We start from the raw sequence: 24,647 nt of genomic DNA, 5'->3' as shown, positions 1-24,647 counted from the left end.
TTTGGTGGTAAGTGGGCGACACATGTCTTTTCTATCTACATATAGATATCTTACCCATCACTATACTATAATAGATGTTTTGATACGGGATATAATGAAAAGAACGAATGGTTCTGAATTTTGTTATCCAATTCTTCAGTATTAACAATCAGCAGAACTTATTTTTTGAGTTCACTTATCCTGCCTGCAAGTGGGTCGAGTTCATGTCTGATCGTTGCCAGCTTCATCATTAAAGGTTGTGTTTTTACAATCTACCTATAACCCCGCACTACACAGCAAGGTTATAATGCTCAAAAAATCAAGGTTTATCTTTCTTAAGACAAATGTACCAGTCGGAACATTTCAATTCCTTATCTTCCATGCGATTCTTTGCATCTTCATAGGAAAGAGGAGTAGGTTCTATGACGTCATCACCGGGATTCCAGTTAACAGGAGTGTGTATTTTTTCTGAATCCGTTTTCTGGATCGCCTGCAGGATACGTTTTATTTCATCAAGGTTTCTGCCATTGGAAAGTGGATAAAAGGCCATATACCGGATGCGTGATTGCGGGTCGATTATGAATATTCCCCTCACCGGTTGGGTATTCATGATTTCGTTATCATCAGTTGCCTTGCTTGCCTGAATATCCTGCATATAGCGCATATATCTTTTGTTCTCAGAAGGCTGGAGCAAACCATATTTTTTAACTATTGACAACCCATTGTCTTCGACTATAGGAAATTCCACATCTATGCCCGAGATACCGTTGAATTCCACCTTTTCCTTTATCGAGCGTAACCAGGAAATATGTGAATGGACACTGTCAACTGACAGGCCAAGAAGTTCAGTATTTAGCTGCCTGAATTCTTCCTGCATCTTTGCAAACACCATGAACTCGGTGGTGCATACAGGTGTAAAGTCTCCCGGATGGCTGAAAAAAATTACCCATTTACCTTCGTAATCTTTTGGAAAATTCACTTCTCCATGTGTGGTACGGGCCCTGAAAAAAGGAGTAACTTCCCCCATCATTGGAATTCTGGTAGTCATACATTCATTTTGTTCCACAATAACACCCCATTTGTCTGATCATTCTTATATTCAGTTGGTAGCTGTATATTTAGGTTTTTACAATTTTTATTTTATCTATTTATAATAAGGGTTGCATTTTTTTATCCTGTCATAACCCCATACTCCAAAAACGTGAACGTGGCATTTTTGATTGTATCTTCTTGTAATTAGGGTTTATATATATTTAAATTTTTTCGAAAAGTTCGGCATATTGATATATACCAATTGACTATGCTTAACTAACGAAACGAATCTGAAAGATATCATAAAGTATCTGACAGATCAGGAGTGGTATAAATGGTGGAAACAAGTCTAACGGAGAGTCTATACACGGCTATAGGGGATGCCTTTTCTTACATTCCTGAAATAATTGCCGTAATTATCTTTGTACTAATTGGCTGGATAGCAGGCAGAACACTGGGAAAAATAGGTGCGAAGTTGATTGAGAAAACCGGTTTGGATAATACGGTTGATAACACATTTATAGGAAATATGCTGCAAAGAGCTGAAATTACAACAAAAGATTTTTTCGGCGCTTTAATTAAATGGTTCGTATACATTATATTTGCAGCAATAATTATTGATTATTTGGAGATAGGTGTAGTAGCAGATTTCATAACCTTGTTACTTGCTTATGTGCCTCTGGTTATAGCAGCAGCCATAGTACTTGTAATCGGTCTCATAATCGTTGATTTTGTTGCTCGCACAACTGCAACGATACTTTCAGCAACAGGCGTGGATGAAAAACTTGAACAGGGACCCGCAGGAGGACCTATAAAAGCATCAAATATGAAACCCTCGACAATAATCGCCGGAGTTATAAAATTATTTGGTTACCTGTTTTTCATTGCAGCCGCAGCCAACATCTTGCAGCTGGAATTGATTACTGATTTCCTGGTTGCTGTGACAGCATATATTCCAAGATTGTTACTGGGAGTCGTAATTCTCGCTCTCGGCTTGCTATCCGTGGATTTCCTTATGGATTACATAAAGGCCACTATCCGGGAGATGGATGTAGAGGGGGCCGAGGTCATTACTCCATTGCTTAGAGGATTTTTGTTTCTGGTAGTAGTCCTCATTGCACTGGATACCATGCTTGTGGACACAGGTATTCTATATACATTCCTGGAACCATTGGGATGGGGTATTGCTGTAGTAGTAGCCTTTAAGTGGGGTGTAAAGGACGCTCTTGTGGAATACACAAAGCAAAAGAAGTAAAACCCTCTTTCTTTTTTTTCTTCAAATAACCTGATTTTCATTTAGCGCAAACTACCCTTAGAGGATCTTATTTTCTTTCATTGCAGAATAAGACATATTGAAGGTCTTCTGATCAACTCCTCTGACTCTCCCCTGTCAATCAGATTCAGAATTGTAAACTAAACAATAAATCAGGCTTCCGCAAAAAAAACCTACATGAACATCAGGATCATCAACATTAATACCTTCACTTATTCCACCACAGGTAAAACATACTCATAATTGAGCATAACATTAACTTTATACAAAATAAGGTGTAGAACTATAAGAGGAATCCTGAATGGAAAAACGCTGGCAGTTAATATTTCTGGTAACGTTCATTGCGGCAATAATTGCATACATTCTTTTACAGGCAATTGATAAGCCTCTCGAAATGATAGACAGAGCGGCAGGTCTTTTTGCATATTATTTCATCTTTCTGGCAATCCTGTCCTCTGAATACATGAAACAGATGAAAAAGGTGTTCGGGCAGGGTTTTATCAGGGTTCATCATCATCTTGCACGTCTTGGGATTTCATTGATGCTGCTTCATCCAATTGCATTTGCATTTGAGAAACAAAGCATATCGATCTTTATTCCTGTTTTCTATCCGTTAATGGAGTTTCTGGAACTTGCAGGCAGGCCGGCTTTCTATCTAATTATAATAGCAGTGGCAGCAGGTGTCTACAGGAAACATTTTATCCGTAAGTGGAAAAAAATCCACTACTTGAACTATCCGGCCTTTTTGCTGATCTTTATTCATTCCTGGTTAATTGGAACAGACCTGAATTCCGGTATTATGCAGTTACTCTGGGTTTGTATGGCCCTGGTAATCGCAGCAATTTTTGTACACAAGCACATCATAAATCCCCGAAAGAGTATGTGAACTGTAACGTGGTACAAACAATAAAATATTCAAATTAAAAGGCTTAACAGCATTTGCATTCTGTTTCATGTTATGATAAAAATGCTAAAACCCAATTTCTCCTTCAAACCTCATAATTCCCATTTTAAGAGGTATTTATAAAGCCATAAATGCCTCACAATATTATTCACTTCACAGCCATGCATATATCAAGGATATGGTGTCCTTGAGGATGTTCTTCGGGAGAGTTGAGATATATCTCATAACTTGCTCTGGATATATCAATTTCAAAGTTCTTCTGCATCACCCACCCAACAATCTTCTCCCATACAGGACCGTATTCTTCTGCTCCTGCCAGCTCCACACGCATTACCACATACTTTCCTCCGGGAAGTTTTTTCTTTTTGATTTCCCCTTCAACTTCAACGTCATCCTCAATGGTCATGCACACGTCTACCTTAAGTTCTTCCGGCGGGGTAACAGCGGGGTCATCATAGTAGGCAGACATCAAAAGAGTATCCGGTCCCATCAATTGTTTAGGACCTGCCCAGCTAAAAAGTTTACCAAACAATTCTTCAAAGACACTGGCATCTCCTACATAGTTGCCAACAAACGAAACGCATGCTACATTCCTTTCGTCTAATTCTGTTATCACGGGTTCCTTTATAATTTCCAAACTATCATCCACCTTAAATTCCAAAATCACTTTTGTATCCTTTACTAGATAAAACCATAGTAAAGCGGGTGAAAATAATAGCTATTTTTCAAAGGAAAGAGAATCGATTTACACCTGTAGCAAAACAATAAATCAAGATCCTGCATGCCAGTAAAATCGAAACCATTCTGCCGGTTTTTAGCCATAGCAGATACACATTCTTTATTTTAAGACCTGTTTCAAAACTACTATTGCATTAGATTCATATCTTTTATAAATATGATACAAGAGTCAACTGTTAGAAAATTACATATAAAATAACCCTAAAAAGTATTATGCTTAAATGTGTCAAGCTCGTTACAATAAATGTGATGGGTAAAGGGAGGTTGAAAGATGAGTGAAATGTTAGAAACTGCAAGAAAGTTTTACGAAGCATGTGAAACGGGGAAGGGATGGGAAGAATGCAAACAGTATTGTCATCCTGAGGCAACATTTTCTGCCCAGGCAGCAGCACTGGACGGAATAACCACTGTGGAAGGATACACCAACTGGATGAGGGACTTACTGACTCCAATACCGGACGGTCACTATGAACTGCTTTTCTTTGCAGAGGATGAGGAAAGGAACAGCGTTGCAGCATGTGCAGTATTTCATGGTACACAGACAGGTCCTGGAGGTCCTGTGCCACCAACCGGTAAGACTGCTGCAGCCGACTATGCCTATCTGATGCAATTCGAAGGGGATTTAATCAAACACATGACAAAGATCTGGAACGATACAATTACCCTCCAGCAAATCGGATGGGCCTGAAATTTTTTCGTGATTGATCACAGGAAAGGGACAAACCCTCCTTTTTCTTCTTTTTAGAATTTTACAATTGAATTCTGTAAATAGAGGATTTATTTTACACAATAATCTAAGCGATATTTATAATCCAAAGCATGAAATTTTAAAGCCGGTTTAACATTTCGAAACAAAGAGTATATATGTAATACTCAACTACATTAATCTTAATCAGACCTGCTTAATAATGGGTGGTATGAGCGGGCTGGGGAGTGGGGGTACAAAAAAAGGTAATTACCCGCTCATCAACAAAGAATGGGTTTTCGCCGTATATACATGTTTTGCCCTGATTTCTAACCTTAATAATGATTAAAGGCATCTAGCTAAAGCATTGTACATAAATGCATACAAAAATATCATAAAAACAGTAATATTATAACACACACATCTTAACTAATTCATAATGAGACTGGCATAGAATTATTTTTTAAACAAATACAATGGTGTTATTAATGACTGCACTTATAAATTCTTAAAGGAACATAGAAATGTCTGAAGAAAACAAGCGCAAGACAGCATTCATGATGGCTATAATAGTGGGGTTTCTTGATATCCTTGTACTTTATCTCGGGACAATCAGGCCAGATCACATAGGCTGGGCGGTAGCCAGTACAGGAATAATAACTTTTCTGGGAACATTGATGTTGATCAACCACCTTTCCAAATCCACAGACTTCGATAAAGGGGAAGTCAGGAAAGCAATGACAGGAGCTTTCATTGTGGTCTATTTTTCACTTGTATCACTGCTTACATTAACGGATATAGGTATCTCAGATACAGAGTTAGCCAAAACCATTATCGCTCATTTCACCTACCTTGTAGGAATTGTTGTTGTATTCTACTTTGGATCCCGGGCAGTTGAAAACTATTTAAACCTGCCTCAGAAACCGGGGAAATAATGATGATTTAGGCAGCAAAGAAGAGAGGCAAAAGTACCTGTACCTTCTTCTGTACTTACCCCGTAAGCAGGATATTCAGTAATATTCACTTTTGCCGGGAATAATCCTGTGTACCCGTTGTTGATACTTCCTGTATTCATCACCAAACTGTGCTACCAGCCTTGTTTCCCAGTGCAGCGACCCCAGGTACAGGTATATGCTCGCCAGCAGGTATATCACAAGCAGGTTTAATGTCATGAATGGAGTAAACCAGATGATAATCAATCCTGTAAGCAGGAAAGGATCCCTCACCCACCGGTATATACCCTGGATATTCAGGGATTCAGAATTATTATTGGGACCAGCCAGCTGGGCACCAATCTTGAACCTGTGTGGAGCATCCCGCAAAGCCCTCGGTGCAACCAAGGCGGCAGCCAGCTGTACCCCCACCATCAGCCACCTCCACGGAGAAGGCACAATGTATAAAAAGGGACCCGGATTTTTGTAGAGCAGGTAGACAAGAGGCAAAATTGTAATAACTGCAATGAGGCTGTATGCCGGCATATATAGCGTTTCTGCCCGGGAACCCAGAACCCTCATGAGTCGGCGTTTGAATGGCAGGCTGGCCAAAAAACTATGAATGGCTGCAAACGCCACAAGGCAAAAAACAAGTATAATAGTAGATGAAACCAATTCCAGCACTCTCCTTTTTGTTGAATGAAACTTATTTATTATTTTTAATATAACAATAATCTGTAATATCTTTGCGCAAACTAACTATCTAAATGTTACGAAAAATTGTGGTTTTGTTCCGAATGCAATAACTACGAGACACCGCTAATATTTACTTATACATAACAAAAATATATTAACCTGGCCTTTGTTCATAACAAATCAATTTATCAGGCAGCATATACCACATTGGATATGTATGGTTGGTGAACAAATTTCTATTGGATTAGTGAAAACACTTCTACGATCACTTCAGGATACTAATACAGCAATCTCCCGGCAGCAGGGCAAATTCACTTTGCTTGCTTACCAATATGAGTGAAAAAATACTGAATGTTACATGTGTATTCGTGATTGGATACGGAGAAAAAAGGAGTATCTACAAAAAAATTACTGATTACGAACAATTCACTACCGAGACCCAAACCGGCCAGATTACACATATAAAGAGTATCCAGGAAAGACCCCTGTATCCGGGAGATTTGATCTGTCTGGGTAGATTTGATTCACTGTTGCAAAAATTAGAAAATTCAGAAAATGAGCCGATCCATAATCTGGAAATACGGGTTGTAGCTTTTTTTGGTGCCAGGGATGAACCTATAGGAGCCTAACGAAGGTTTCTGGTTCATTCAGAACAGGGAGGATTTATAAGGCAAATTATCCCAAATAGTCTAAAAACAGAACAAATGACCACGTTTTTAGAAAGAAGGGAAATTGGATACTGGATACAGGATTGCCTCAATGAGGAGCCCGACTGAGCAAATTTATCCAAATATTAACAAGCCGCTTCAAAAACTCTTGGCAACGAAAATTTGTTATTGCCAGACTTCTATATCATACACTTAAATTCACCTGATATTTTATTTCATGAGAAAAAACAGTATCCACGATTTAGGAAAGACAAAGATCAAACCTGATTGTACTTACAGAATTTAAGCGGAAGCACATATATACAATACTGAACAATTTTTATAGGGAATAAATACATCAAAAATATTCTTCGTTTGGGGGGAATGGGGGATGAAAATGAACTGGGCTACCATGCCTTTGAGAGCAAAGTTAATCCTTTCAATAGTCATAGGCCTTTTCCTGGTACTGGCAGTTACAACTGCAGTCATTATTTCTACAGCGACCTTCCAGCAGGAAAAACTGGCATACCAGCAATCGATTGAAACCACAAAAAACCTCGCTAACAAGTTTAACGGGGACATGCAAAGTAATCATGCAATCGGACAGACAATTGCTAATTCCATGGTGGAGTACGAGTCGGGAAACAGAGATGAAGTTAATGCTATCCTGAAAAGATTGCTGGTTGAAAACCCCAACCTTATCGGAACTTATGTTGCTTTTGAACCGAACGCCTTCGACGGAAAGGATGAATTGTATGCCGATACCTTCGGGCATGACTCTACTGGCCGTTTCATACCCTACTGGACCAAGATCGGTGGGTCCCTACACCTTGAACCTTTACTTGAGTATGAAACACTGGACTATTACCAGGGGCCAAAGAATACAAAATCTGAAGTTATCACCGAACCATATCTGTATCAGGGAGAGTTGATCGTAAGTTATGTTACACCGGTTACCAGGGACGGGAAATTCATCGGTATAGGTGGTGTAGATGTTTCCCTGAATTACATTGACGAGGATGTTAATCAGGTAAGGGTCTTTGACACAGGATATGCACTTGCAGCCAGTAAGACGGGAATTCTGTTGTCCCATCCTGTAAATAAGGAATGGATCGGGACAAAGACATTGACAGATTTTGAAGATCCAAAAATCGTTTCAATGGCAAAAGATATTAAAAATGGAACTGGGGGAAACATTGAAACTCTGGACCCCACAACAGGTAAAGAAGTAATAATGTTCTATGAACCGGTTAAAACCGGAAATTATTCTTTTATACTAGTGGTACCAAAAGACGAAATGCTTGCAGGAGTAACGGCTCTCAGGAACGAACTGATTATTGTTTCTGTTATCGCTCTTTTTTTCATGGGTGGTCTGGGTTACATGATTGCATTATCCGTTACAAGGCCTATTGACGATATTGTTGATGATTTCAAGTATATATCGGATGATGCCCTGCATGGTAAACTTGATTCGAGAGCAGATACTGAAGTTGAGGTTGACTTTAAAGAAATACCTGTACGTTTAAATGAGATTCTGGATGCACTCAAGAAAAATTCCGATGAACTGAAAAAAGTCAATGAGGAACTTAAATCGCTGGACAGGATGAAGGATGAGTTCCTCTCAAATGTCAGCCATGAACTGAAAACTCCCCTTACATTAATCAAAGGATATACAGAACTGCTTTGTGAAGGAAAAATGGGAGAACTCAATAAAGAGCAAATCGAAGTGCAAAATAAAGTTGTTCGCAATGCAGAAAGATTAAAGAGGTTGGTTGATTCTCTGCTGTATCTGAGCAAGATACAAGCATCAAATATAGAATATGTCTTTGAAACAGTAAAGGTTAGGGAAATTATAGAAATTATTTTGGAAGACATGAGAATGCTAGCGGATCAAAAAGGAATTGAACTGGAAATGAATTTGGAAGAAGATCTGCCCAAAATCAATGGTGACAGGGACAAACTCACGGACATGATTACAAACATCGTAGATAATGCCATCAAATTCACCCCCCGCGGAGGTAAAGTAACCGTTACCAGCTTCAAAAAAGAAGGGGACATAAATATTGTTGTGAAAGATACAGGAATCGGTATCCCTGAAGACATGATCGATAAACTTTTCCAGCGTTTTTACCAGCTGGACGCCTCACGCACACGTAAGTATGGGGGAACCGGCCTTGGCCTTTATATTTCAAAGACAATAGCACAAGCACACCACGGGGATATCTGGGCCACAAGTGAGGGTCAAGGAAAAGGCACGGAAGTGCATATCAAAATTCCAATCCCGGATTCAAACGTTAGATTGTAAATTGAAAATGTTTGCAGAAGGGAATATCTACAATATAGAACGCAAGAGAAACAGGTACATTAAAGAAAAAGAAAATAATTTATTCACCGGTAAAATGGTGAATAATCAAATCATTCAATACAGCAGTTATTTATCGCCTTTCCTCAGGCTTTTCATTTTTTCAAGTTCCCCCTCAAGTTCCCGAATCTTCATTTCATCGATAGAATCCGCATAATCCGCAAGTTCCTTATCAGCTGTCTGAAGAGTGCTGTGCAGCCTTTCTACTACATTCTTCTCCAGATTCAACCTCTGTTTCCTGGTCTCACTAACAAGGTCCTCGACAAGTACTTTCCCTTCTTCCTTGCTGATGGCACCTTCATTGACCCTTGTCTTTACAAATTCCCTTATTCGCTCTTCGGACATAGCTGCCAATCCTGCACCAATCAATGCAGTTGCACCTAAAAGACCCATCTTCTTTATCTTTTCCATATATAATACCCCATTACTGATCAGATAGGATTCACAATCGGCATGAGTTAAAGTCAACCAATAAGTCAATCTACTATATTTGAAACCAGGGACAAACCCACCATCTGTCTTTATAATAACAATGGATGACTGGATGCCGATTCAGAAATTCACAACTCCCCGATTTGTGTTTCCCGTCTAGATAATAATAGGTACAACTAAATATATATTTGTTGGGGCTTAAAGAAGAGGCTACAGTTTAATTTTATAAATATCCATTGTATTTATTTCAGGAAGAATCTTCTTCCTGATTATTGAATACCTGATTGCCCAGTTCCGTTACATCGTAGGTATCCGTTTCAGGATTGTATTTTAACAAACCATCTTTTGCCATTTTATCCAACATGGACTTCATTATATCGTCTGTCATTGTTTTGACCTTTTACTCATTTTAAGATAATATCCACAAAGCCCGCGTAGCAACCATAGACATTAAGGCAAAATTAATACATGTTGTCAGAGTATATTTAATATATTATTGCAGGGGGAACTAAATGAACGAATTTGGGTACTATGGTTATGGTTACCATACTGTGGTGGGTATGTTTGTATTTGTCCTGATTATAATAGGTATCGGTTTATTGATCAAATGGCACCTCGGAAGAAACAAATAAAAATACAAAAATAAGTTTGCAATTGCCTAAAATATAAATTGTGATAATAAGAGGTGAAACAATGAACAGAGGTTTTTCAAAAGATTTGAATGAATTGATGCAATTTCCCACAGAGGGAATATTCAGTACAGTACTGGCAAAATCAGATACCTATAATTACACACTTATGTGTCTTGCAGGTGGAACTGATATTGATGAACATACATCCACAAAAACAGGCGTGGTCCAGATCCTGAAAGGAAAGGGTGTCTTCCGTTTATCTGGAAATGAAATCGAAATGAAAGAAGGTACTTTCATTTTCATGCCTGCAAATGCACCTCACTCCCTTCAAGCCCAGGAAGACCTCGCAGTACTTCTGTGCCTGACTAAGTAAACCAATTACATGATAAAAGGAATTATGAATTAACCAGCCACTGATATGGATAAAAGGGAGGAGGGGTTGTATGAAGATAATGATCATAAATGGTTTTCCAGGAAGCGGGAAAACGACAACAATCAAGCAAATCGCAAAAAGTTTGATCGATAAGGGGAAAAAAGTTGTTATAATATTTACCGAGGAAGGGGAAGTCAGTTATAGTGATATCAAAAACACAAATATCATCACAAAAGAAGTGATAAACGCCTGCGTTCCCTGCAGCCTCAGGTTCAATCTGGAAAACACCTTGAAAAATGCAACCAGTGAAACAAATCCTGATTTTGTTATTATCGAACTTCTATCAAGTGCATCCCCGTCCCAGATAAAAGCAAGCCTTGAACCGATGAATATCCCGGATATATCTTTTGCTCCTGTTGTAAATATTGTAGATCCTAAAACCTTCATAACTGATGTTGGTAAATTGCCCCAATTTGCCATCGACAGGATCAAAGAAGCCGATATAATCTGTTTGAACAAAACAGAATCTGCAAAAGATGAAACTATCAGAGATGTAAAAGATTTTCTCCGTAATTCCAACCCTGATTCAACCATAATGGGAATTTCTGCACATAAACCTGATGAAGAATTTAAATCATTCCTGGATCAATTGCTAAATAAAGATAAATCTTAATCACAAATAATAGTCACTATAAAAGGTGGGGTAAACATGATTTTCGGGCGTATAAAATCAGAAGGAATTGCACATCTGTCATATTTCCTGGGTTCCGGGAATGAGGCTGTGGTAATCGATCCGCGCAGGGATTGCCAGATTTATGTGGATATGGCGCGCAAAAATGGAATGAATATAAAATATATTTTTGAAACACATCGCAATGAAGATTACGTAATCGGTTCAAAGCAGTTGAAAAACCTCACTGATGCGGATATATACCATGGTATAAACCTGGATTTTGAATATGGGAATACCTTAAAGGATAAACAAACTTTCACATTCGGTTCATTGAAACTAACAGCCCTGCACACACCGGGCCATACAGATGAAAGTATGTCATATGTGCTAACAGACCTTAATTCAAATGAGGCTCCTGTAATGGTATTTACAGGTGACACATTGTTTGTGGGGGATGTGGGAAGAACAGACCTTTACGGACCCGACGAAACTTCACAGATGGCATCAAAACTATATGACAGCATTTTTAACAAAATACTGCCACTGGGAGATGAAGTAATACTCTGTCCCGCCCATGGTGCCGGTTCTGTTTGTGGTGGTGCCATCTCAGAAAGGGAACACAGCACTCTGGGACTGGAACGTATTCATAACCCCGTATTACAAAAAACTGAGAGGGACAAGTTTGTAAAACATAAACTTGCAGAGCATCACGAGTATCCCCCTTACTTCAGGAAAATGGAAGAATACAATCTCAGGGGACCACCAATCCTGAAATGCCTGCCTATTCCTCAAATGCTTTCCCCACAAGAGTTCAGGGAAGAAATGGAAAAAGGGGCTATAGTTGTGGATACACGTATGCCTCATTCTTTCGGCGGAGCCCACATCAAGGATACATACAGCATCTGGCTGGAAGGCCTGCCTTCTTTTGCAGGCTGGTTTCTTCCCTATGATAAACCAATACTACTGGTTATGGAAGAAAAAGAGCAGCTGGATAGAGCTGTAAAATATCTGGTACGTTTGGGCTATGATAATATCAAAGGTTTCCTGGAAGGGGGAATTTCCGCCTGGTATATGGAAGCTTTACCTGTGGACGGATTCCACCTCATATCCGTGCATGACCTGAAAAGGAAGCTGGATGAAAATGAAAAAATGGTTATCCTGGACGTGCGAGGTCAGGATGAATGGGAAGCAGGACACATAAAAAGATCCACACATGTATACGTAGGGAATCTGGAAGATAATCTGGACAAACTGCCCGATAAATGTCAGGTAGTTGTCTATTGTGGTTCTGCGAGACGTTCCAATATAGCGGCTTCAATTTTGAAAAGAAACGGATATAAAAAGATATATAATGTCCTTGGTAGCATGGCTGCATGGAAGAATGCAGGATATGAAATCGTGAAATGACTGTATTATGATTACAGTGGAGTGGGATAGCCCCGGTATCTGAAAATGATTAAATAATTGAATTGCCCAATGACTACCAATGAAATTCATAAAATCAATTGTTGCTATTCTTTTCCTTTCTGCAATACTACTTACCAGTGGATGTGCAGACGACACAACTCGATCTGTAGTCCAATCAGGTGTTGTGGAAATCGAAGGGGAAAATATCAAGGAAACCGTACAGTATGATGAGGAAAGCATCGATCTGTACATAAATGGTGACTCCATTAACGTTGTTGTGGAATGGGGAACCCGTGTTGATAATGCCACTATTACCGGCAACAATATCGAAGTCCTATTCAAAGATGGAGCAAGTATTGAGGAAATCTACCTGAGTGGGTCACGCATAACCGTCATGGTGCCAAAAGCTCAGTATCCGTTTATACAAAAGGAAGGCAATGATGTTGGAGTGGTATACTATTAATTCACTTTCCCAACTCAAGACTTAAGTGCAAATAATCTTTTTATCAGCACTTTTGTCTCTTTACATTAGGACCTTCACAGGTATCCTGCACAACAAATCCCTCTTGCGCAATTTTATCCCTTAAAGCATCTGCGGTTTCCCAATCCCTGTCATTTCGGGCCTGCTCACGGATCTTTACAAGTTCCATTATCTCTTCTGGCACTTCCCCGCCTTCTTGTGCAAAAATGCCAAGGGTATCTGCAAACTTCCTGTAAAGGGAAAGAAGTTTTTCAAGTACATCCTTATTCCTGTCGGTTTCAAGGTACTGGTTGGAAATACGGGATAATTCATGGTAAACTGCGATTGCTTTCGGGATGTTCATGTCATCTTCAAGAGCGTTCCTGAAGTCATCTTCAAGATTGCCAGGCAGATCTATCATTTCCTGATCAGAAGGATATGTACTATCATCTGTTCTCTTTATAGCGAACTCCAGATTTTCCAGTGTTTCCCTGAGTTTGAAATAGCTATTTTGTGCATTCCGGGCAAAGGAGTCGGAAAAATCCAGTTTCTTCCTGTAATGCACGGACATAAACATGAAGCGCACAACTTCTCCCCCATATTTGTCAACCAGCTCGGGGAGAGTGAAAACATTGCCCTTTGACTTACTCATTTTCTCGCCGTCAACTATCAGGTGTTCCCCGTGTATCCAGTACCTTACAAAGGGTTTACCTGTAGCTCCTTCAGACTGGGCAATTTCATTTTCATGATGGGGAAATATCAGGTCCACTCCGCCTGTATGAATATCAAGGGAAGGTCCAAAATGATTCATTGACATTACCGAGCATTCAGTATGCCATCCGGGCCTGATCTTACCCCAAGGACTTTCATAGTAAATACCCCTTTCAATCTCTTCCTGTGTGGATGCTTTCAGCAAAACAAAATCACGGGGATTGTCCTTATCGTATTCATCAACATCAACCGATGCTCCCACCTTAATTGAATTGAAATCCAGTTTTGAAAGTTTACCATACTCCGGAAAAGCCGAAATCCTGTAATACACAGAGCCCTCCTTTTCATAGGCAAGCCCTTTTTCCATCAGTATTTGCGCCAGCCCTATCATTGCATCCACATTTTCAGTGGCCCGGGGATAAGCAGAGGCACGTTTTATGTTTAGCATATCAAGTCCGCAGAAAAATTCTTCCGTATATTTTTCTGTAAATTCCTTCAGGGACATGCCCGCTTTCTTTGAATCCCGGATAGTTTTATCGTCGATATCTGTTATGTTCATTACAAGATTCACAGAGTAGCCCAAATACTCCAGGATACGTACCAGATTATCGGTCACCAAAAAGGTTCGGTAATTGCCTATATGCGGAATGTTGTACACAGTCGGTCCACATGCATATATTGTAACTTCATCTTCTTTTAGAGGCTTGAAAACTTCTTTTTTCCTTGTTAAAGTATTATACAATCGTAACATTCAAACAACCACCTGTTACCCTAATTTGTGCCTTTCTATTTTAATCAATACATTTCACTTTCAACAATTTAATGGCTGCACCAATACTGCCCATAAATTTTGCTCTTTTAAAACAGAGAATTTGACCTTCAGGAACCTTTGCACAATATCCATATTTGTTCTGGCATGACTGGTTACAGATTTTACTTTAAAGCGCGATTGGCCAGTGGCCAGTGCCATATAGGGGATGACTTGATCGCACATAAATTCATCCACTGTTGCACCTGCATTAATGCAACGTGAAAGATTTTCTGCAGCAACAATTCCTACGTATTCAGCCCTGACACCACGCTCCCCGAGACTATCCATCCCGATAATACAATTTTCAAAAACAGCCCAGAGGGTGACTCCTGACCCGGTGGAATAAGAGGGAGAATATTGTGCATCAATATTTATTCGTACATCATATCTCTGCGCAAGATAGTCCTGTATAGCATCAACTTCCCTTGCAGATACATCTGCCCTTTCGAGGTCCGATGATGAATGGGCAACTCCTTTTATCTCCAGCAGTTTTCCTCTTTCATAAAGATCAATGGCTTTAATACCATCTTTCGGGGGTTCTACCTTGACCAAAACCTGAGCTCCTCCACGAGGATAGTAACCCTCCCTGAGAACCCGGATAGTCACATTGAAACCCATCCTTGAAAGACAGGGACAGAGAACATGCTGTATATAAGCAATAGGAGGACTCCATTTCCCATAGGTTGCGCCTCCATGAATAGAGATCTGTATTTCTTGGTCTGCCAGGGCCATCGGAATCAAAAGGGCCTGCAGGACAAGGCCGATTGAACCGGCTGTAGGAATTTGTATTTTTATGTGATCGGATATTATAGGACCCGGCACGAACTCAATTTCCGTTGAACTTACTGAAACACCCCTCACTTCTGCATTACACAACTGTGCAACCGCCATAATTCCGGCCACATGCTGGGCTCGCAGACCCGGGACTTTTCTTTGTGCACGGATATTGATGATTTTCACAGGTATCCCTGTGACTGCAGAAAGAGCTACAGATGTCCTTATTATCTGTCCACCTCCTTCTCCAGTGGAACCATCTACTAAAATACGATCAGTCATAGGATTCAATCATACTTCTTTATTTAATATTTTACCTGAACGCTCCTATAATTGTCTTCAGGATTTTCCTATAAAGATCCACTACAGGCTGTTAGAATTAAACTACTCCTCCGATTAACTTTGCCTGCTTTGTCCTCAACTCATCTCTGATATTTTCATAGTTTCTGGTGTTGACGGAAGGAACTTAAGGAGCTTTCTTCTTTAGAGCTTTGCAGTATAATAATACAAAATATACAGAAAAACACAGGAGAAATGAGAGTAAGGATTTCAATCCATTACTCTCAATATCGTACCACCACTCCCATATCAGCCAAACCCCCGTTTCAGGCTGAACACAAGGTGAGAGTCATGCTGCTAAACTCCCCCTTATCAAAAAATGATTGATAGATTACTATATATAATAAATGGATAAAAATACAATGAAGTGGCTTAAAACATAAGGCCTATTAAAATTTTTAAGCCCGTATAACCCAGAAATATTACAGTATACCATAACCTAATCTGGAAAATTCTACAAGTAGCACTATAAGTACGAAATTACCCACAAAAAGAGGTGGAATCAATTTTTTCACTGGAAATCCACCAAATGCAAGGCCTATCGCTAAAATATCGCTGGGCAGAGGGGTCAAAGAATATAAAAATATAATAAGAATGATCAGTTTATCATTGATTTGTTCCAGTTTTGCAGCCAGCTTAATTACTTTTGCCTCATATTTTCCCGGTACGCATTGTTTCCCTTTCCTGCCCATGTAATAGAATAACAGGTCACCCAGAGTGAGACCCAAACTTGCAATCAATCCCAACCAGACCGGATTTACTTCAGACAAAGCTATTGTTATAAGAACAGTATAAAATGTAGTAGAAGTAAATGTGGAAACTCCGCCAATTAAAGACAACAGGAAAATAGCCAGATAAGTATTGTTAATACCCAAGGTTGATACTATCAATTTTGGAGGATAGTAATGGAGAAAAATTGACCACGTAATAATAAAAAGAGCTATTAAAACAAAAATAATAATATTATTATATCGACCGGATGTATTATTCATCCGATTTTTGCACAACCCTACCAGGTAATCTGAATAATCTGCTCTTTTTCCTGTCTTCTTTGTCGACATTGGTACCTGCAAAATATTAGGTAATAGCTAAAATTTGGTTTCAGAAACCAAAAATAACATAGAATATTCAGTCACTCAATGCCTGTGTATGACTACAATACCCAAATTGCCATCAACTGTTACTTCATCGCCTGATTTAATTATACTGATTGCATCCGGGATACCGGTCACACAGGGAATCCCGTATTCCCTGGCTATTATAGCCCCATGTATAAGCATCCCTCCCCTACGCTCCACAATCCCTCCGGCAAGGGGAATGACAAAGGTCATATTAGGATCGATGGAATCACATACCAAAATTTCACCGGCATGAATATTAAAAAGGTCTGTATTTTCATTTATAACTCGTGCAATCCCTGTAACAGAACCTTTACCTGCAGGTTGACCCTGAATCTGTCTATCCGTGGCCTTCTGCTTTAATAGGGCATTTTCCTGTATTGGTTTAACGGGCGGAATGTAAGAATCATTGAATAATGCAGCAATAACTTCGGAATTTTCAATTTCATACCTTATACCTCTTTCTGCCAGCCTGATTTTACCTTCCCTCAAAGAAGATAGGTATTGTCCTTCTATCCTGCCAAGATATATGTTATCATCATCTCTTAGCCTGTAACTTGCCCGCCCCAGGTCCAGGAGTTGGCTGGCCCATTCCCTCTCTTCATCTTTAAAATTAGAAAGAAAATCCATTTCCCTTTTCTTTACGTCTTTTGAATTTGCCCCTATTGAAACAGGGGCAAACCCAAATTCAAGAATCAACCGTATGATATCATTTTCTTCTGTAACATAAGGAGACCTTCCGAAATTGTCCATGAAATTATCAAAAAGCTCTTTGAATTTTCCTTCCAAAATACCATTTTCTACTTTTCTTCGCAGAGCTGTATTATTTCTAATCAATTCTGCCATTTGTCTAAGTTGCTCATTTCGCTGGACACTCAGCAATTTAGAATCTGCGAGTAAATCCACAAATTCATAAGGATCCTGTGGTTTTATAACGTCATTGTAAACCTGGCCGAATAATCTCATCCCATGAGCAAAAGGTATGAACTCCCTGGTGTAGATTTCATCCCATTTTTGGTATATTCCCTGTCTGCGGGAGATCTCAGTTGCAAGTTCAACATTGTTGAGCTTATGTAAATTCAAGCCAGATAGAGCATTAGCTTCGGAAATCATTGCAGGAATTAAATCTTGTTCTATACGATTGCGTAATTGCTTCAGGTTTTCGAAAGTCCTTTTCAGGGATATATACCACTGTTTTTCATTGTTTTGTGCATTTGTTATCGGTCTTGACTGGAGAGTATACAATTCATTGTTGATAATAGTCCATTCCATATCCTGCGGTAAACCAAATATTTTTTCAGAAGAAATGGCCATTTCATATATTTGTTTGACCTCATCAGTAGTAAGAGGGGTTTTGTGGGATAATAACTGTGGAATTGACCCCATCAATGTGCCTTTTTCTGACAATGAAACAATGCGATCCCTGCTTGAAGGAACAATATGCTGCACAATTGAACCTGAAAACTTATCTAATTGCCAGCGATCGGGCTCCACATCTCCTTCTACCAATCCTTTGTTAAGCCCGTGAATGGCTTCGATGGTCAATTTATTGGCATTATTAGGATCTGTGCTGAATACAATTCCTGAAACATTACCTTCTATCATTTCCTGAACCATAACAGCCATTGAACTGTGCTCTATGTCAAGTCCCAGTTCCTGCCTGTACAGAATTGCAGCATCGGACCAGAGAGAGGCCCATACCAGTTTGATGCTTTCCAGTATTTCTTCCATACCTGCCACATTTACATATGATTCGTGTAGACCTGCAAATGATGTTTTGCTTGAATCTTCGCCGGGTGCAGAAGATCGGACAACCACTGCCCTTTTTAGGAAGTCTTTTGGTACCTGTGAGTTGATTGTATCGACTAAAGCCGCAGGGATCGGGGTATTCATAAACATGTTCCTGATACGCAAACCTGCATCCCACATTTCCTCCCATCTCATTTTTGAGAAATCCTTTCTGGCAAATTCGATTATGAGTTTACCCTTCAGACCACTGCAATCCAAAAATTTGTTATACGCATCTGTTGTGACACAAAAATATGCAGGAACACGGAAGCCATTTTCAAGAAGCCTGTGCAAAGAGTAAGCTTTGCCTCCGATAATATCCATATGCTCTTCCCGGATTCCTTCCATAGGAATTACAAGATTTGTCATAGCATATCGATCTCCACAACATTCTGGAAACTTGTCGCCACAATATATTTTTCAACCTGAAATTTCATCAGTGCAGATGAAGGGCTCTCAAGGAAACTGCTAAGATAGGGATGTTTGCTCAGATAAAGATTGATCATTTCAGGGTCTTTTTCTATTTCTTTCACATTTCCCATTGCGTTCAAAACAGTGGCTTGCTTAAAATCAGATACCGTATTGGATCGATTGTCGATCATCAAGGATGCTTCCTGGGAAGAACTCAGATTTGAATACTTCCTTGTAAACTTCGGCGTAACAAAAAGAAGATACTTGAAATTTTCACTTGCAGCAAAGGCCACAAGGTTGGTATAGGGCTGGCCGTTATTCTGTGTAGCCAGCACTCCGAGTAATTGACCGGTAAGCAGGCGAGACATTATTTTTTCAGGATCTGATACTTCCATTATAAACTCCTCATTAAACCCTGAAATAAGATGAGTCTGTGAGTATTTATGCGTTATCGGTAACAAATGTGGTTTCAATTGCAATCATAGGGGAAGGTTTTTAGCCTAATGTATGAAAATGATTTATAGGGTAATTAGTGCTTTTTAAAAATAGAGGAGGATACAGGAATGAAAATCGTCAAATGCAGGGATCTGGGTTTCAAATGTAATTTCATGGCTACAGGTACCAACCAGGAAGAAGTAGAAAAAAAGATGCTTGACCACATCAAGCAAGTCCACGGAGATGAACTGGAAAAGATGTCTGAAGACGAAGTAAAGGAGATAAAGTATCGGATATCGACCCTCACAGGACGTGGGTGTGGATGTGGTGCACTATAAAGTATATTCTTTAAATTAATCAATCCGTATTACATTATTTATATTCAAAACTAACAGGAGCAATTAAAATGACAGATGACCCCCTCGATACTATACAAAAGGCAGACCCTGACATGTTTGGTTTAATCGGACAAAGCGGTGAATTGGCTTTCACCGAAGAAGGCATACCGCTACAATACAAATTCCTGATTGCAATGGCACTTGATGCATCAGAAGGAGCTGAGAATGGGGTCAGAAACCTTGCTACACAGGCAATCAATGCCGGAGCTACAAAAGAAGAAGTGATGCAGGCAGTAAGGCTAGCCAACTATATTTCTGGAATCGGAAGCGTATATACTGCTGCAAATGCATTGAAGGATATTGTCTGAGACAGCAGGCAATACCTTCAATATACCTTTTGGTTAATTACAGGGTTTTCAAATATTCAACCAAATCGTTGAGATCCTTTTCTGACATGTCCCAGCGCGGCATCGTATAATCCAGTCTTTCCCCCGACGGATCAATTCCCTGTTTAATAGCCTTCTTGATAGTTTCATCAGTATAAACGGGATGATCTTCATGTTCATCCTCATGATTTTGCTCAGAAGTCAATGCTTCATAGGTAATATCAGGAGGAACTGCAGTACCCATCATTATCGGCACACCACCTTTTCCATCAACACCGTGGCAACTTACACAGCTTCCACCATGTACGCTTAACCAGTGAGGACCACCCTGAAATGGTATTCTTTGTCCATCTTCATTAAAGCCCGTATAATATATCATTTCGCCGTTGCTATCAAATTCATTGATAATGTCAGAATTCGATGGTGGTGACGGGGACGGAGCCATATCACCCGGATACATATTTCCCGGCTGTTGCCATCCGTATTGCTGGTATGATGGTGGAGTGTAAAAGAGATTCATCATTCCAACAAAAATTAATACAACCCCAATAAACAATAGTAATATCAACATGTTCCTTGACAAATTTAATCCCCCTTCTATCTGGTTTCCTTAAATTAACCTGTTGTATATTATCACAGCTTCCAGCATGCCTGCAATGATAACTGCAAAACTAAATGAAAAAAACATGTTCCACCGGGACAGCATTTCAACAGGTGAGGTGTATACACCTGAATTCCCCGATAGACCAGATAAAAGCATTAGCATTGCAGCAAGGGCTACAAGTGCAAGCCCCAAAGCCAGTGGTTTAATTTCCTGCATAATTATTCCCTATCTAATCCCCATCAATATTTACTTCATTGGACATTAAATATTAAACGCCCAAGGGGGAGTGTGAACTAAAAAACAAAAGAAATATATGAAAAATCACAAGCAGTAAATACATATACTTTATAGAAAAAATACAATTCCAAAAATAAGTATTGAATAGTGAGCATACTTATATTCAGGAAGAGAACAATGGTAAATGGGGATACCAACAATATTTTGTTGTTAAAAAATTGTATATGATATGAAAAGATACAATTATCCTTTTGGAAAAGCAGTATTGTCCATTCCTGGAAATATCCTGATTTTTGATAACATAGATGCAGCCGGAAAATATACTGTAAATAATGAAAACAAACATCTGGAGCTAATGACTTATTCCGGAAACATTTCCAGGCAATCTATTTTCTTTGTCAGGAATATGGGAAAAGATTTCCCTTCAAAAAATATGTATAAATACATAGTGGACAAATCTGTGTGGAAAGTAAATTTGGCTATACATGTAAGAGAGAATGGTGTGAGATAATGATAAGAAATTTCAGGGGTAAAGGGCCGACAATACATGACAGTGTATTTGTTGCAGAATCTGCGGAAGTCATAGGAAATGTCAGGGTTGACAGGGACTCAAGTATCTGGTTTAATGCCACAATACGTGCGGACATGAATGAAATAAATATAGGAAAGGGGACCAGTATCCAGGATAATGTGGTAATCCACAATGACTCGTCCAAAATGGTCGAAATTGGTGATAATGTCAGTATTGGCCACGGAGCAGTGTTACATAGTTGTAAAATCGGAAATAATGTGCTTATAGGTATGAATGCAACTGTACTTGAAGGTGCGGAAATAGGCGATAATTCAATTGTTGGTGCCAATGCACTCGTAGCACCCGGAAAAAGATATGGGCCTGCAAATGTAATTACAGGAATCCCGGGAAGAATTAGAAGGGAAGCAAACGATAAAGATATAAAGATGGTTGAAGAAAATGCTGCATCTTACATCGAAATTATGAGAGAATACAAAGAGCAATGATATCTCCTAAGGAGATATCAACACCTAAAGTGCAATTTTGTATCATAAATGAACATAGTCGTAGGACATCTGCATTAATTTCCTGATTGTTTCTTCATATCTACAAGATCCTTTTTTACCAACCGGATTCTCTGAAGCTCGCTTCTACGGTTGTAATCCATAAGGTCTAAACCTGATTCAAGAAGCTCGTTTTCGATATCTTCGGAGTCTTCAGGTTTTAATCGCATAACCATGTAACTTTTCCTTACTTTAAAACTTACAAAATTATCTGCCGAGCCGTTTTTTGCCAAACCAATATAGTATTTTATTACACTGATTCAGTAACTCAAAGCTAAGAGGAAAATATTCATATACACGCCAAGACCAGTATTACATGGAAAAGGGGTATTTCATGGTCGATAATGAGCAAGAAATTTTAGACAAAGCTTACGATAAAGGTTTTGAGTACGAAAGGAAATATGGTTACTGCTCTCAAGCAGTTCTTTCAGCAATACAGGATATTTTTGGTGGAATAGATGATAAAGTGATCCAGGCATCCCATTCCCTTGCTGGTGGAGGTGCACTGGATGGTGATGGGACCTGTGGTGGATATAGTGGAGCTATGATGGCTATTAGCGCCTTTTTCGGTAGAAAAAGGGATCAGTTCGGCGAAGGAGATGTTGCGGATTGGATGGATTCATCTAGATTATCAAAGGGAGTTAGAGAAAAATTCATTGATGAATATGGTAGTATTATCTGTAACGATATCCAAAAAGAAGTATTTGGAAATTCCTATAATCTGTGGGATCCAAAGGAATTTGAAGCTTTTGAAGAAGCTGGAGGGCATGATGATAAATGCCCAGGTGTAACGGGAAATGCGGCGAAATGGACGGCAAAAGTCTTGCTGGATGAAGGCATTGAACCAAACCTATGAAAATAAAGGTACTAAATCTATAAAGTAGTAATAAAGCACAATACCTAAAAATAAATACAGATAAATTTAATATTATGGTGCTATGTATCCTTTTTTCTGAGAGACAATCGATCTTGCAAATTCACGCGCTTTTTGCAACCTGATTCTGTCTGGCTGCTCTTTGGCCAAAACACACATATTAGCAAAAGCTCGCATTTCCGGATCATCAGAGTTCTGTAGAATATCCAGTACTTTCCGGGCAACTTTACCCTGACAATTGAAAATATCTATAATATTTGCCCCTGATGCCATTTCTTTAGCTGTAGATATCCAATCCAATATCAATCCTGTACCCTCAGGTACTCCATGAGTCATAAACAAAGCACTGTCTCTACCAGATGTTTGATTGTTTAAAAATTTCTGCGCTTTTTCTGGTGGATATAACTGATTAATCGGGAAACCAATAAAAGTTAAATCGTAACCATCCAGGCTATTAACTTCATCTAATGGTTTCATTTCCTTTTGTTCATCAATCTCATCATAAATTGCTTCTGCAACTTTCTTTGTATTTCCTGTCCGGGTTATATATGTTACTAATACTTTCATTTACTCGTACCCCACTAAGTCCCACAAATCATTAGTTACCAATCATATAATTCATTTTGGATTATACACATTATTATCCGATGTATAGAAAAACTCATTTATAATCATAAGAAAGAATGAAAAGATACACTGTGTTAATATATATTTTCTTTTAACAAAATTTACCAATCTTTTGACCAAAAAGTATATAGGTCTATCTCTCTGTATAATAAATGGGGGTAAATCATGAGTGAGAAAATTGAAAATATACTAATTGCTACTGACGGATCTGAGAATGTAAAGAATGCGGTAGATTGGGGTATAGATCTTGCAAAATCAACCGATGCAAAGGTCAAGGCCCTATTTGTCATACCACCAGTTGGTGTTTCTGCTGCAGTTCGCGGAGAAAGCTGGGCTGAAGGAACACGCACCCATTTAGAAAAAGAGGGCAAGGAAGCCACTGAATATGTTGTAAAAGTGGGTAAAGCAGCTGGAGTCGAAGTAGAACCAGTTACCATTGAAGAACATCCATCCGAGGGGATTGTCAACTTTGCTAAGAAGAACAATACAGACCTCATCGTAATGGGGACACTGGGTGAAACAGGTCTTACCCAGCTCTTATTGGGAAGTGTAGCAGAAAATGTCGTCCGTCATGCGGAAACATCTGTGATGGTAGTCCCATAAATAAGCAAACAAACTATGAATAATGCAAAGATGGAGTTTCTCCATCTTATTTTTTTAGTCACTTTTTAGTTATAATCAACTATCGTGTCTCACTTTTCAACAGCAATATTAAAGCAAAAAATCTTAAGCTATCCTTAGAATAGATAAGAAAGTTCAGAACTCTTCGTTCCGCTACTTATATCCCAAAAAAAACCATATAGATATAGTGATGGGCAGGTTAATTATGCAGGATAAAATTGTTTTTATCCACCACCAGACCACAATGAAAGGAGTTTATAACACCTGATGTAGT

General features: G+C 39.1%; 30 protein-coding genes. 16 read left to right on the top strand and 14 right to left on the bottom strand.

What is annotated here, in order from left to right; translation table 11 throughout:
- Positions 1–298: 298 nt before the first annotated feature.
- Positions 299–1,045, bottom strand: a complete 747-nt coding sequence (locus BHR79_RS08295) for a redoxin domain-containing protein (RefSeq protein WP_394328868.1) — start codon at positions 1,043–1,045, stop codon at positions 299–301.
- Between the two features lie 300 nt (positions 1,046–1,345).
- On the opposite strand from BHR79_RS08295, the gene BHR79_RS08290 reads away from it, so the two are divergent.
- Both BHR79_RS08290 and BHR79_RS08285 read left to right on the top strand, forming a co-directional pair.
- Entirely contained in the window at positions 1,346–2,266 is a 921-nt protein-coding gene (locus BHR79_RS08290) for a mechanosensitive ion channel family protein (protein WP_072561887.1), read from the top strand.
- Positions 2,267–2,585: 319 nt separating this feature from the next.
- The gene (locus BHR79_RS08285; RefSeq protein WP_072561886.1) at positions 2,586–3,170 is read left to right on the top strand and encodes a ferric reductase-like transmembrane domain-containing protein; all 585 of its coding nucleotides are present in this window, start codon (positions 2,586–2,588) and stop codon (positions 3,168–3,170) included.
- Between the two features lie 166 nt (positions 3,171–3,336).
- On the opposite strand, the gene BHR79_RS08280 is transcribed toward BHR79_RS08285, so the two are convergent.
- Positions 3,337–3,825 (bottom strand): AraC family transcriptional regulator, encoded by a 489-nt coding sequence (locus BHR79_RS08280; protein ID WP_072562357.1) that lies wholly within the window; start codon positions 3,823–3,825, stop codon positions 3,337–3,339.
- A gap of 372 nt (positions 3,826–4,197) precedes the next feature.
- Between BHR79_RS08280 and BHR79_RS08275 the strand changes: the two genes are divergently transcribed.
- A complete protein-coding gene (locus BHR79_RS08275; RefSeq protein WP_072561885.1) occupies positions 4,198–4,614 on the top strand; it encodes a nuclear transport factor 2 family protein in 417 nt (138 codons plus the stop codon).
- Between the two features lie 521 nt (positions 4,615–5,135).
- A complete protein-coding gene (locus BHR79_RS08270; protein WP_072561884.1) occupies positions 5,136–5,546 on the top strand; it encodes a hypothetical protein in 411 nt (136 codons plus the stop codon).
- Positions 5,547–5,621: 75 nt separating this feature from the next.
- Here BHR79_RS08270 and BHR79_RS08265 read toward each other — a convergent pair whose 3' ends face one another.
- The gene (locus tag BHR79_RS08265; protein WP_072562356.1) at positions 5,622–6,218 is read right to left on the bottom strand and encodes a methyltransferase family protein; all 597 of its coding nucleotides are present in this window, start codon (positions 6,216–6,218) and stop codon (positions 5,622–5,624) included.
- A gap of 353 nt (positions 6,219–6,571) precedes the next feature.
- Here BHR79_RS08265 and BHR79_RS08260 point away from each other — a divergent pair, with 353 nt between their 5' ends.
- Together BHR79_RS08260 and BHR79_RS08255 are read left to right on the top strand one after the other, a co-directional pair.
- Positions 6,572–6,868 carry a hypothetical protein gene (locus BHR79_RS08260; protein ID WP_072561883.1) on the top strand — a complete coding sequence of 99 codons (297 nt, stop codon included), beginning with the start codon at positions 6,572–6,574 and terminating at the stop codon, positions 6,866–6,868.
- 409 nt (positions 6,869–7,277) lie between these two features.
- The gene (locus tag BHR79_RS08255) at positions 7,278–9,191 is read left to right on the top strand and encodes a sensor histidine kinase (protein WP_072561882.1); all 1,914 of its coding nucleotides are present in this window, start codon (positions 7,278–7,280) and stop codon (positions 9,189–9,191) included.
- 126 nt (positions 9,192–9,317) lie between these two features.
- Here BHR79_RS08255 and BHR79_RS08250 read toward each other — a convergent pair whose 3' ends face one another.
- Complete coding sequence (locus BHR79_RS08250) at positions 9,318–9,659, bottom strand: hypothetical protein (protein ID WP_072561881.1); 342 nt, start codon at positions 9,657–9,659, stop codon at positions 9,318–9,320.
- Positions 9,660–9,927: 268 nt separating this feature from the next.
- Complete coding sequence (locus BHR79_RS10555; protein WP_157198649.1) at positions 9,928–10,068, bottom strand: hypothetical protein; 141 nt, start codon at positions 10,066–10,068, stop codon at positions 9,928–9,930.
- Positions 10,069–10,373: 305 nt separating this feature from the next.
- On the opposite strand from BHR79_RS10555, the gene BHR79_RS08245 reads away from it, so the two are divergent.
- The 4 genes from BHR79_RS08245 (at position 10,374) to BHR79_RS08230 (ending at position 13,228) form a co-directional block, all read left to right on the top strand.
- Positions 10,374–10,685, top strand: a complete 312-nt coding sequence (locus tag BHR79_RS08245; RefSeq protein ID WP_072561880.1) for a cupin domain-containing protein — start codon at positions 10,374–10,376, stop codon at positions 10,683–10,685.
- Between the two features lie 70 nt (positions 10,686–10,755).
- On the top strand, positions 10,756–11,358 hold the full coding sequence (locus BHR79_RS08240; RefSeq protein WP_072561879.1) for a GTP-binding protein: 603 nt from the start codon (positions 10,756–10,758) through the stop codon (positions 11,356–11,358).
- A 36-nt stretch (positions 11,359–11,394) separates the two neighbouring features.
- Positions 11,395–12,765: an MBL fold metallo-hydrolase gene (locus BHR79_RS08235; RefSeq protein ID WP_072561878.1), complete on the top strand. Its 1,371-nt coding sequence runs from the start codon at positions 11,395–11,397 to the stop codon at positions 12,763–12,765.
- 79 nt (positions 12,766–12,844) lie between these two features.
- Positions 12,845–13,228: a hypothetical protein gene (locus BHR79_RS08230; RefSeq protein WP_072561877.1), complete on the top strand. Its 384-nt coding sequence runs from the start codon at positions 12,845–12,847 to the stop codon at positions 13,226–13,228.
- A gap of 43 nt (positions 13,229–13,271) precedes the next feature.
- On the opposite strand, the gene cysS is transcribed toward BHR79_RS08230, so the two are convergent.
- The 5 genes from cysS to BHR79_RS08205 form a co-directional block, all read right to left on the bottom strand.
- Positions 13,272–14,687, bottom strand: a complete 1,416-nt coding sequence (gene cysS, locus BHR79_RS08225; RefSeq protein ID WP_072561876.1) for a cysteine--tRNA ligase — start codon at positions 14,685–14,687, stop codon at positions 13,272–13,274.
- Positions 14,688–14,747: 60 nt separating this feature from the next.
- Positions 14,748–15,803 (bottom strand): RNA 3'-terminal phosphate cyclase, encoded by a 1,056-nt coding sequence (gene rtcA / locus BHR79_RS08220; RefSeq protein WP_072561875.1) that lies wholly within the window; start codon positions 15,801–15,803, stop codon positions 14,748–14,750.
- A gap of 479 nt (positions 15,804–16,282) precedes the next feature.
- Positions 16,283–16,852 carry a VTT domain-containing protein gene (locus BHR79_RS10900; RefSeq protein WP_327037193.1) on the bottom strand — a complete coding sequence of 190 codons (570 nt, stop codon included), beginning with the start codon at positions 16,850–16,852 and terminating at the stop codon, positions 16,283–16,285.
- 144 nt (positions 16,853–16,996) lie between these two features.
- The gene (locus BHR79_RS10740; RefSeq protein WP_072561873.1) at positions 16,997–19,135 is read right to left on the bottom strand and encodes a PEP/pyruvate-binding domain-containing protein; all 2,139 of its coding nucleotides are present in this window, start codon (positions 19,133–19,135) and stop codon (positions 16,997–16,999) included.
- Positions 19,132–19,572 carry a pyridoxamine 5'-phosphate oxidase family protein gene (locus BHR79_RS08205; protein ID WP_072561872.1) on the bottom strand — a complete coding sequence of 147 codons (441 nt, stop codon included), beginning with the start codon at positions 19,570–19,572 and terminating at the stop codon, positions 19,132–19,134. The genes BHR79_RS10740 and BHR79_RS08205 overlap by 4 nt, the downstream gene beginning before the upstream one ends.
- 168 nt (positions 19,573–19,740) lie before the next feature.
- Here BHR79_RS08205 and BHR79_RS08200 point away from each other — a divergent pair, with 168 nt between their 5' ends.
- Together BHR79_RS08200 and BHR79_RS08195 are read left to right on the top strand one after the other, a co-directional pair.
- Entirely contained in the window at positions 19,741–19,950 is a 210-nt protein-coding gene (locus BHR79_RS08200) for a DUF1059 domain-containing protein (RefSeq protein WP_072561871.1), read from the top strand.
- 68 nt (positions 19,951–20,018) lie between these two features.
- Complete coding sequence (locus tag BHR79_RS08195; protein WP_072561870.1) at positions 20,019–20,318, top strand: carboxymuconolactone decarboxylase family protein; 300 nt, start codon at positions 20,019–20,021, stop codon at positions 20,316–20,318.
- Positions 20,319–20,355: 37 nt separating this feature from the next.
- Here BHR79_RS08195 and BHR79_RS08190 read toward each other — a convergent pair whose 3' ends face one another.
- Together BHR79_RS08190 and BHR79_RS08185 are read right to left on the bottom strand one after the other, a co-directional pair.
- Positions 20,356–20,919, bottom strand: coding sequence for a c-type cytochrome (locus BHR79_RS08190; RefSeq protein ID WP_394328867.1), 564 nt, complete (start codon positions 20,917–20,919; stop codon positions 20,356–20,358).
- A 27-nt stretch (positions 20,920–20,946) separates the two neighbouring features.
- Positions 20,947–21,156 (bottom strand): hypothetical protein, encoded by a 210-nt coding sequence (locus BHR79_RS08185; protein ID WP_234970482.1) that lies wholly within the window; start codon positions 21,154–21,156, stop codon positions 20,947–20,949.
- A gap of 250 nt (positions 21,157–21,406) precedes the next feature.
- On the opposite strand from BHR79_RS08185, the gene BHR79_RS08180 reads away from it, so the two are divergent.
- Together BHR79_RS08180 and BHR79_RS08175 are read left to right on the top strand one after the other, a co-directional pair.
- Complete coding sequence (locus BHR79_RS08180; RefSeq protein WP_072561867.1) at positions 21,407–21,688, top strand: hypothetical protein; 282 nt, start codon at positions 21,407–21,409, stop codon at positions 21,686–21,688.
- The gene (locus BHR79_RS08175; protein WP_072561866.1) at positions 21,688–22,194 is read left to right on the top strand and encodes a gamma carbonic anhydrase family protein; all 507 of its coding nucleotides are present in this window, start codon (positions 21,688–21,690) and stop codon (positions 22,192–22,194) included. Before BHR79_RS08180 ends, BHR79_RS08175 begins: the two co-directional genes overlap by 1 nt.
- Positions 22,195–22,268: 74 nt before the next feature.
- Here BHR79_RS08175 and BHR79_RS10550 read toward each other — a convergent pair whose 3' ends face one another.
- Positions 22,269–22,427, bottom strand: coding sequence for a hypothetical protein (locus BHR79_RS10550; protein WP_157198648.1), 159 nt, complete (start codon positions 22,425–22,427; stop codon positions 22,269–22,271).
- A gap of 158 nt (positions 22,428–22,585) precedes the next feature.
- On the opposite strand from BHR79_RS10550, the gene BHR79_RS08170 reads away from it, so the two are divergent.
- Positions 22,586–23,107, top strand: coding sequence for a C-GCAxxG-C-C family protein (locus BHR79_RS08170; RefSeq protein ID WP_072562355.1), 522 nt, complete (start codon positions 22,586–22,588; stop codon positions 23,105–23,107).
- 72 nt (positions 23,108–23,179) lie between these two features.
- Here the strand turns inward: BHR79_RS08170 and BHR79_RS08165 are convergent, their stop codons facing one another.
- Positions 23,180–23,692: a flavodoxin family protein gene (locus BHR79_RS08165; RefSeq protein ID WP_072561865.1), complete on the bottom strand. Its 513-nt coding sequence runs from the start codon at positions 23,690–23,692 to the stop codon at positions 23,180–23,182.
- A 225-nt stretch (positions 23,693–23,917) separates the two neighbouring features.
- On the opposite strand from BHR79_RS08165, the gene BHR79_RS08160 reads away from it, so the two are divergent.
- A complete protein-coding gene (locus BHR79_RS08160; RefSeq protein WP_072561864.1) occupies positions 23,918–24,355 on the top strand; it encodes a universal stress protein in 438 nt (145 codons plus the stop codon).
- Positions 24,356–24,647: the final 292 nt, after the last annotated feature.

It is taken from the genome of Methanohalophilus halophilus (genome assembly GCF_001889405.1).
Classification (GTDB): domain Archaea; phylum Halobacteriota; class Methanosarcinia; order Methanosarcinales; family Methanosarcinaceae; genus Methanohalophilus; species Methanohalophilus halophilus.
The sequence above is the reverse complement of the archived record's forward strand: the minus strand, read 5'-3'. Positions and strand labels throughout refer to the sequence as shown.

Coding starts and splice junctions, on each gene's coding strand:
- BHR79_RS08260 (WP_072561883.1), top strand. CDS start 6,572: ATGAGTGAAAAAATACTGAATGTTACATGTGTATTCGTGATTGGATAC.
- BHR79_RS08290 (WP_072561887.1), top strand. CDS start 1,346: ATGGTGGAAACAAGTCTAACGGAGAGTCTATACACGGCTATAGGGGAT.
- BHR79_RS10740 (WP_072561873.1), bottom strand. CDS start 19,135: ATGACAAATCTTGTAATTCCTATGGAAGGAATCCGGGAAGAGCATATG.
- BHR79_RS08270 (WP_072561884.1), top strand. CDS start 5,136: ATGTCTGAAGAAAACAAGCGCAAGACAGCATTCATGATGGCTATAATA.
- BHR79_RS10550 (WP_157198648.1), bottom strand. CDS start 22,427: ATGGTTATGCGATTAAAACCTGAAGACTCCGAAGATATCGAAAACGAG.
- BHR79_RS08170 (WP_072562355.1), top strand. CDS start 22,586: ATGGTCGATAATGAGCAAGAAATTTTAGACAAAGCTTACGATAAAGGT.
- BHR79_RS10555 (WP_157198649.1), bottom strand. CDS start 10,068: ATGACAGACGATATAATGAAGTCCATGTTGGATAAAATGGCAAAAGAT.
- BHR79_RS08165 (WP_072561865.1), bottom strand. CDS start 23,692: ATGAAAGTATTAGTAACATATATAACCCGGACAGGAAATACAAAGAAA.
- cysS (WP_072561876.1), bottom strand. CDS start 14,687: ATGTTACGATTGTATAATACTTTAACAAGGAAAAAAGAAGTTTTCAAG.
- BHR79_RS08235 (WP_072561878.1), top strand. CDS start 11,395: ATGATTTTCGGGCGTATAAAATCAGAAGGAATTGCACATCTGTCATAT.
- BHR79_RS08205 (WP_072561872.1), bottom strand. CDS start 19,572: ATGGAAGTATCAGATCCTGAAAAAATAATGTCTCGCCTGCTTACCGGT.
- rtcA (WP_072561875.1), bottom strand. CDS start 15,803: ATGACTGATCGTATTTTAGTAGATGGTTCCACTGGAGAAGGAGGTGGA.
- BHR79_RS08255 (WP_072561882.1), top strand. CDS start 7,278: ATGAAAATGAACTGGGCTACCATGCCTTTGAGAGCAAAGTTAATCCTT.
- BHR79_RS08180 (WP_072561867.1), top strand. CDS start 21,407: ATGAAAAGATACAATTATCCTTTTGGAAAAGCAGTATTGTCCATTCCT.
- BHR79_RS08245 (WP_072561880.1), top strand. CDS start 10,374: ATGAACAGAGGTTTTTCAAAAGATTTGAATGAATTGATGCAATTTCCC.
- BHR79_RS08230 (WP_072561877.1), top strand. CDS start 12,845: ATGAAATTCATAAAATCAATTGTTGCTATTCTTTTCCTTTCTGCAATA.
- BHR79_RS08200 (WP_072561871.1), top strand. CDS start 19,741: ATGAAAATCGTCAAATGCAGGGATCTGGGTTTCAAATGTAATTTCATG.
- BHR79_RS08195 (WP_072561870.1), top strand. CDS start 20,019: ATGACAGATGACCCCCTCGATACTATACAAAAGGCAGACCCTGACATG.
- BHR79_RS08285 (WP_072561886.1), top strand. CDS start 2,586: ATGGAAAAACGCTGGCAGTTAATATTTCTGGTAACGTTCATTGCGGCA.
- BHR79_RS08250 (WP_072561881.1), bottom strand. CDS start 9,659: ATGGAAAAGATAAAGAAGATGGGTCTTTTAGGTGCAACTGCATTGATT.
- BHR79_RS08275 (WP_072561885.1), top strand. CDS start 4,198: ATGAGTGAAATGTTAGAAACTGCAAGAAAGTTTTACGAAGCATGTGAA.
- BHR79_RS10900 (WP_327037193.1), bottom strand. CDS start 16,852: ATGAATAATACATCCGGTCGATATAATAATATTATTATTTTTGTTTTA.
- BHR79_RS08240 (WP_072561879.1), top strand. CDS start 10,756: ATGAAGATAATGATCATAAATGGTTTTCCAGGAAGCGGGAAAACGACA.
- BHR79_RS08175 (WP_072561866.1), top strand. CDS start 21,688: ATGATAAGAAATTTCAGGGGTAAAGGGCCGACAATACATGACAGTGTA.
- BHR79_RS08185 (WP_234970482.1), bottom strand. CDS start 21,156: ATGCAGGAAATTAAACCACTGGCTTTGGGGCTTGCACTTGTAGCCCTT.
- BHR79_RS08160 (WP_072561864.1), top strand. CDS start 23,918: ATGAGTGAGAAAATTGAAAATATACTAATTGCTACTGACGGATCTGAG.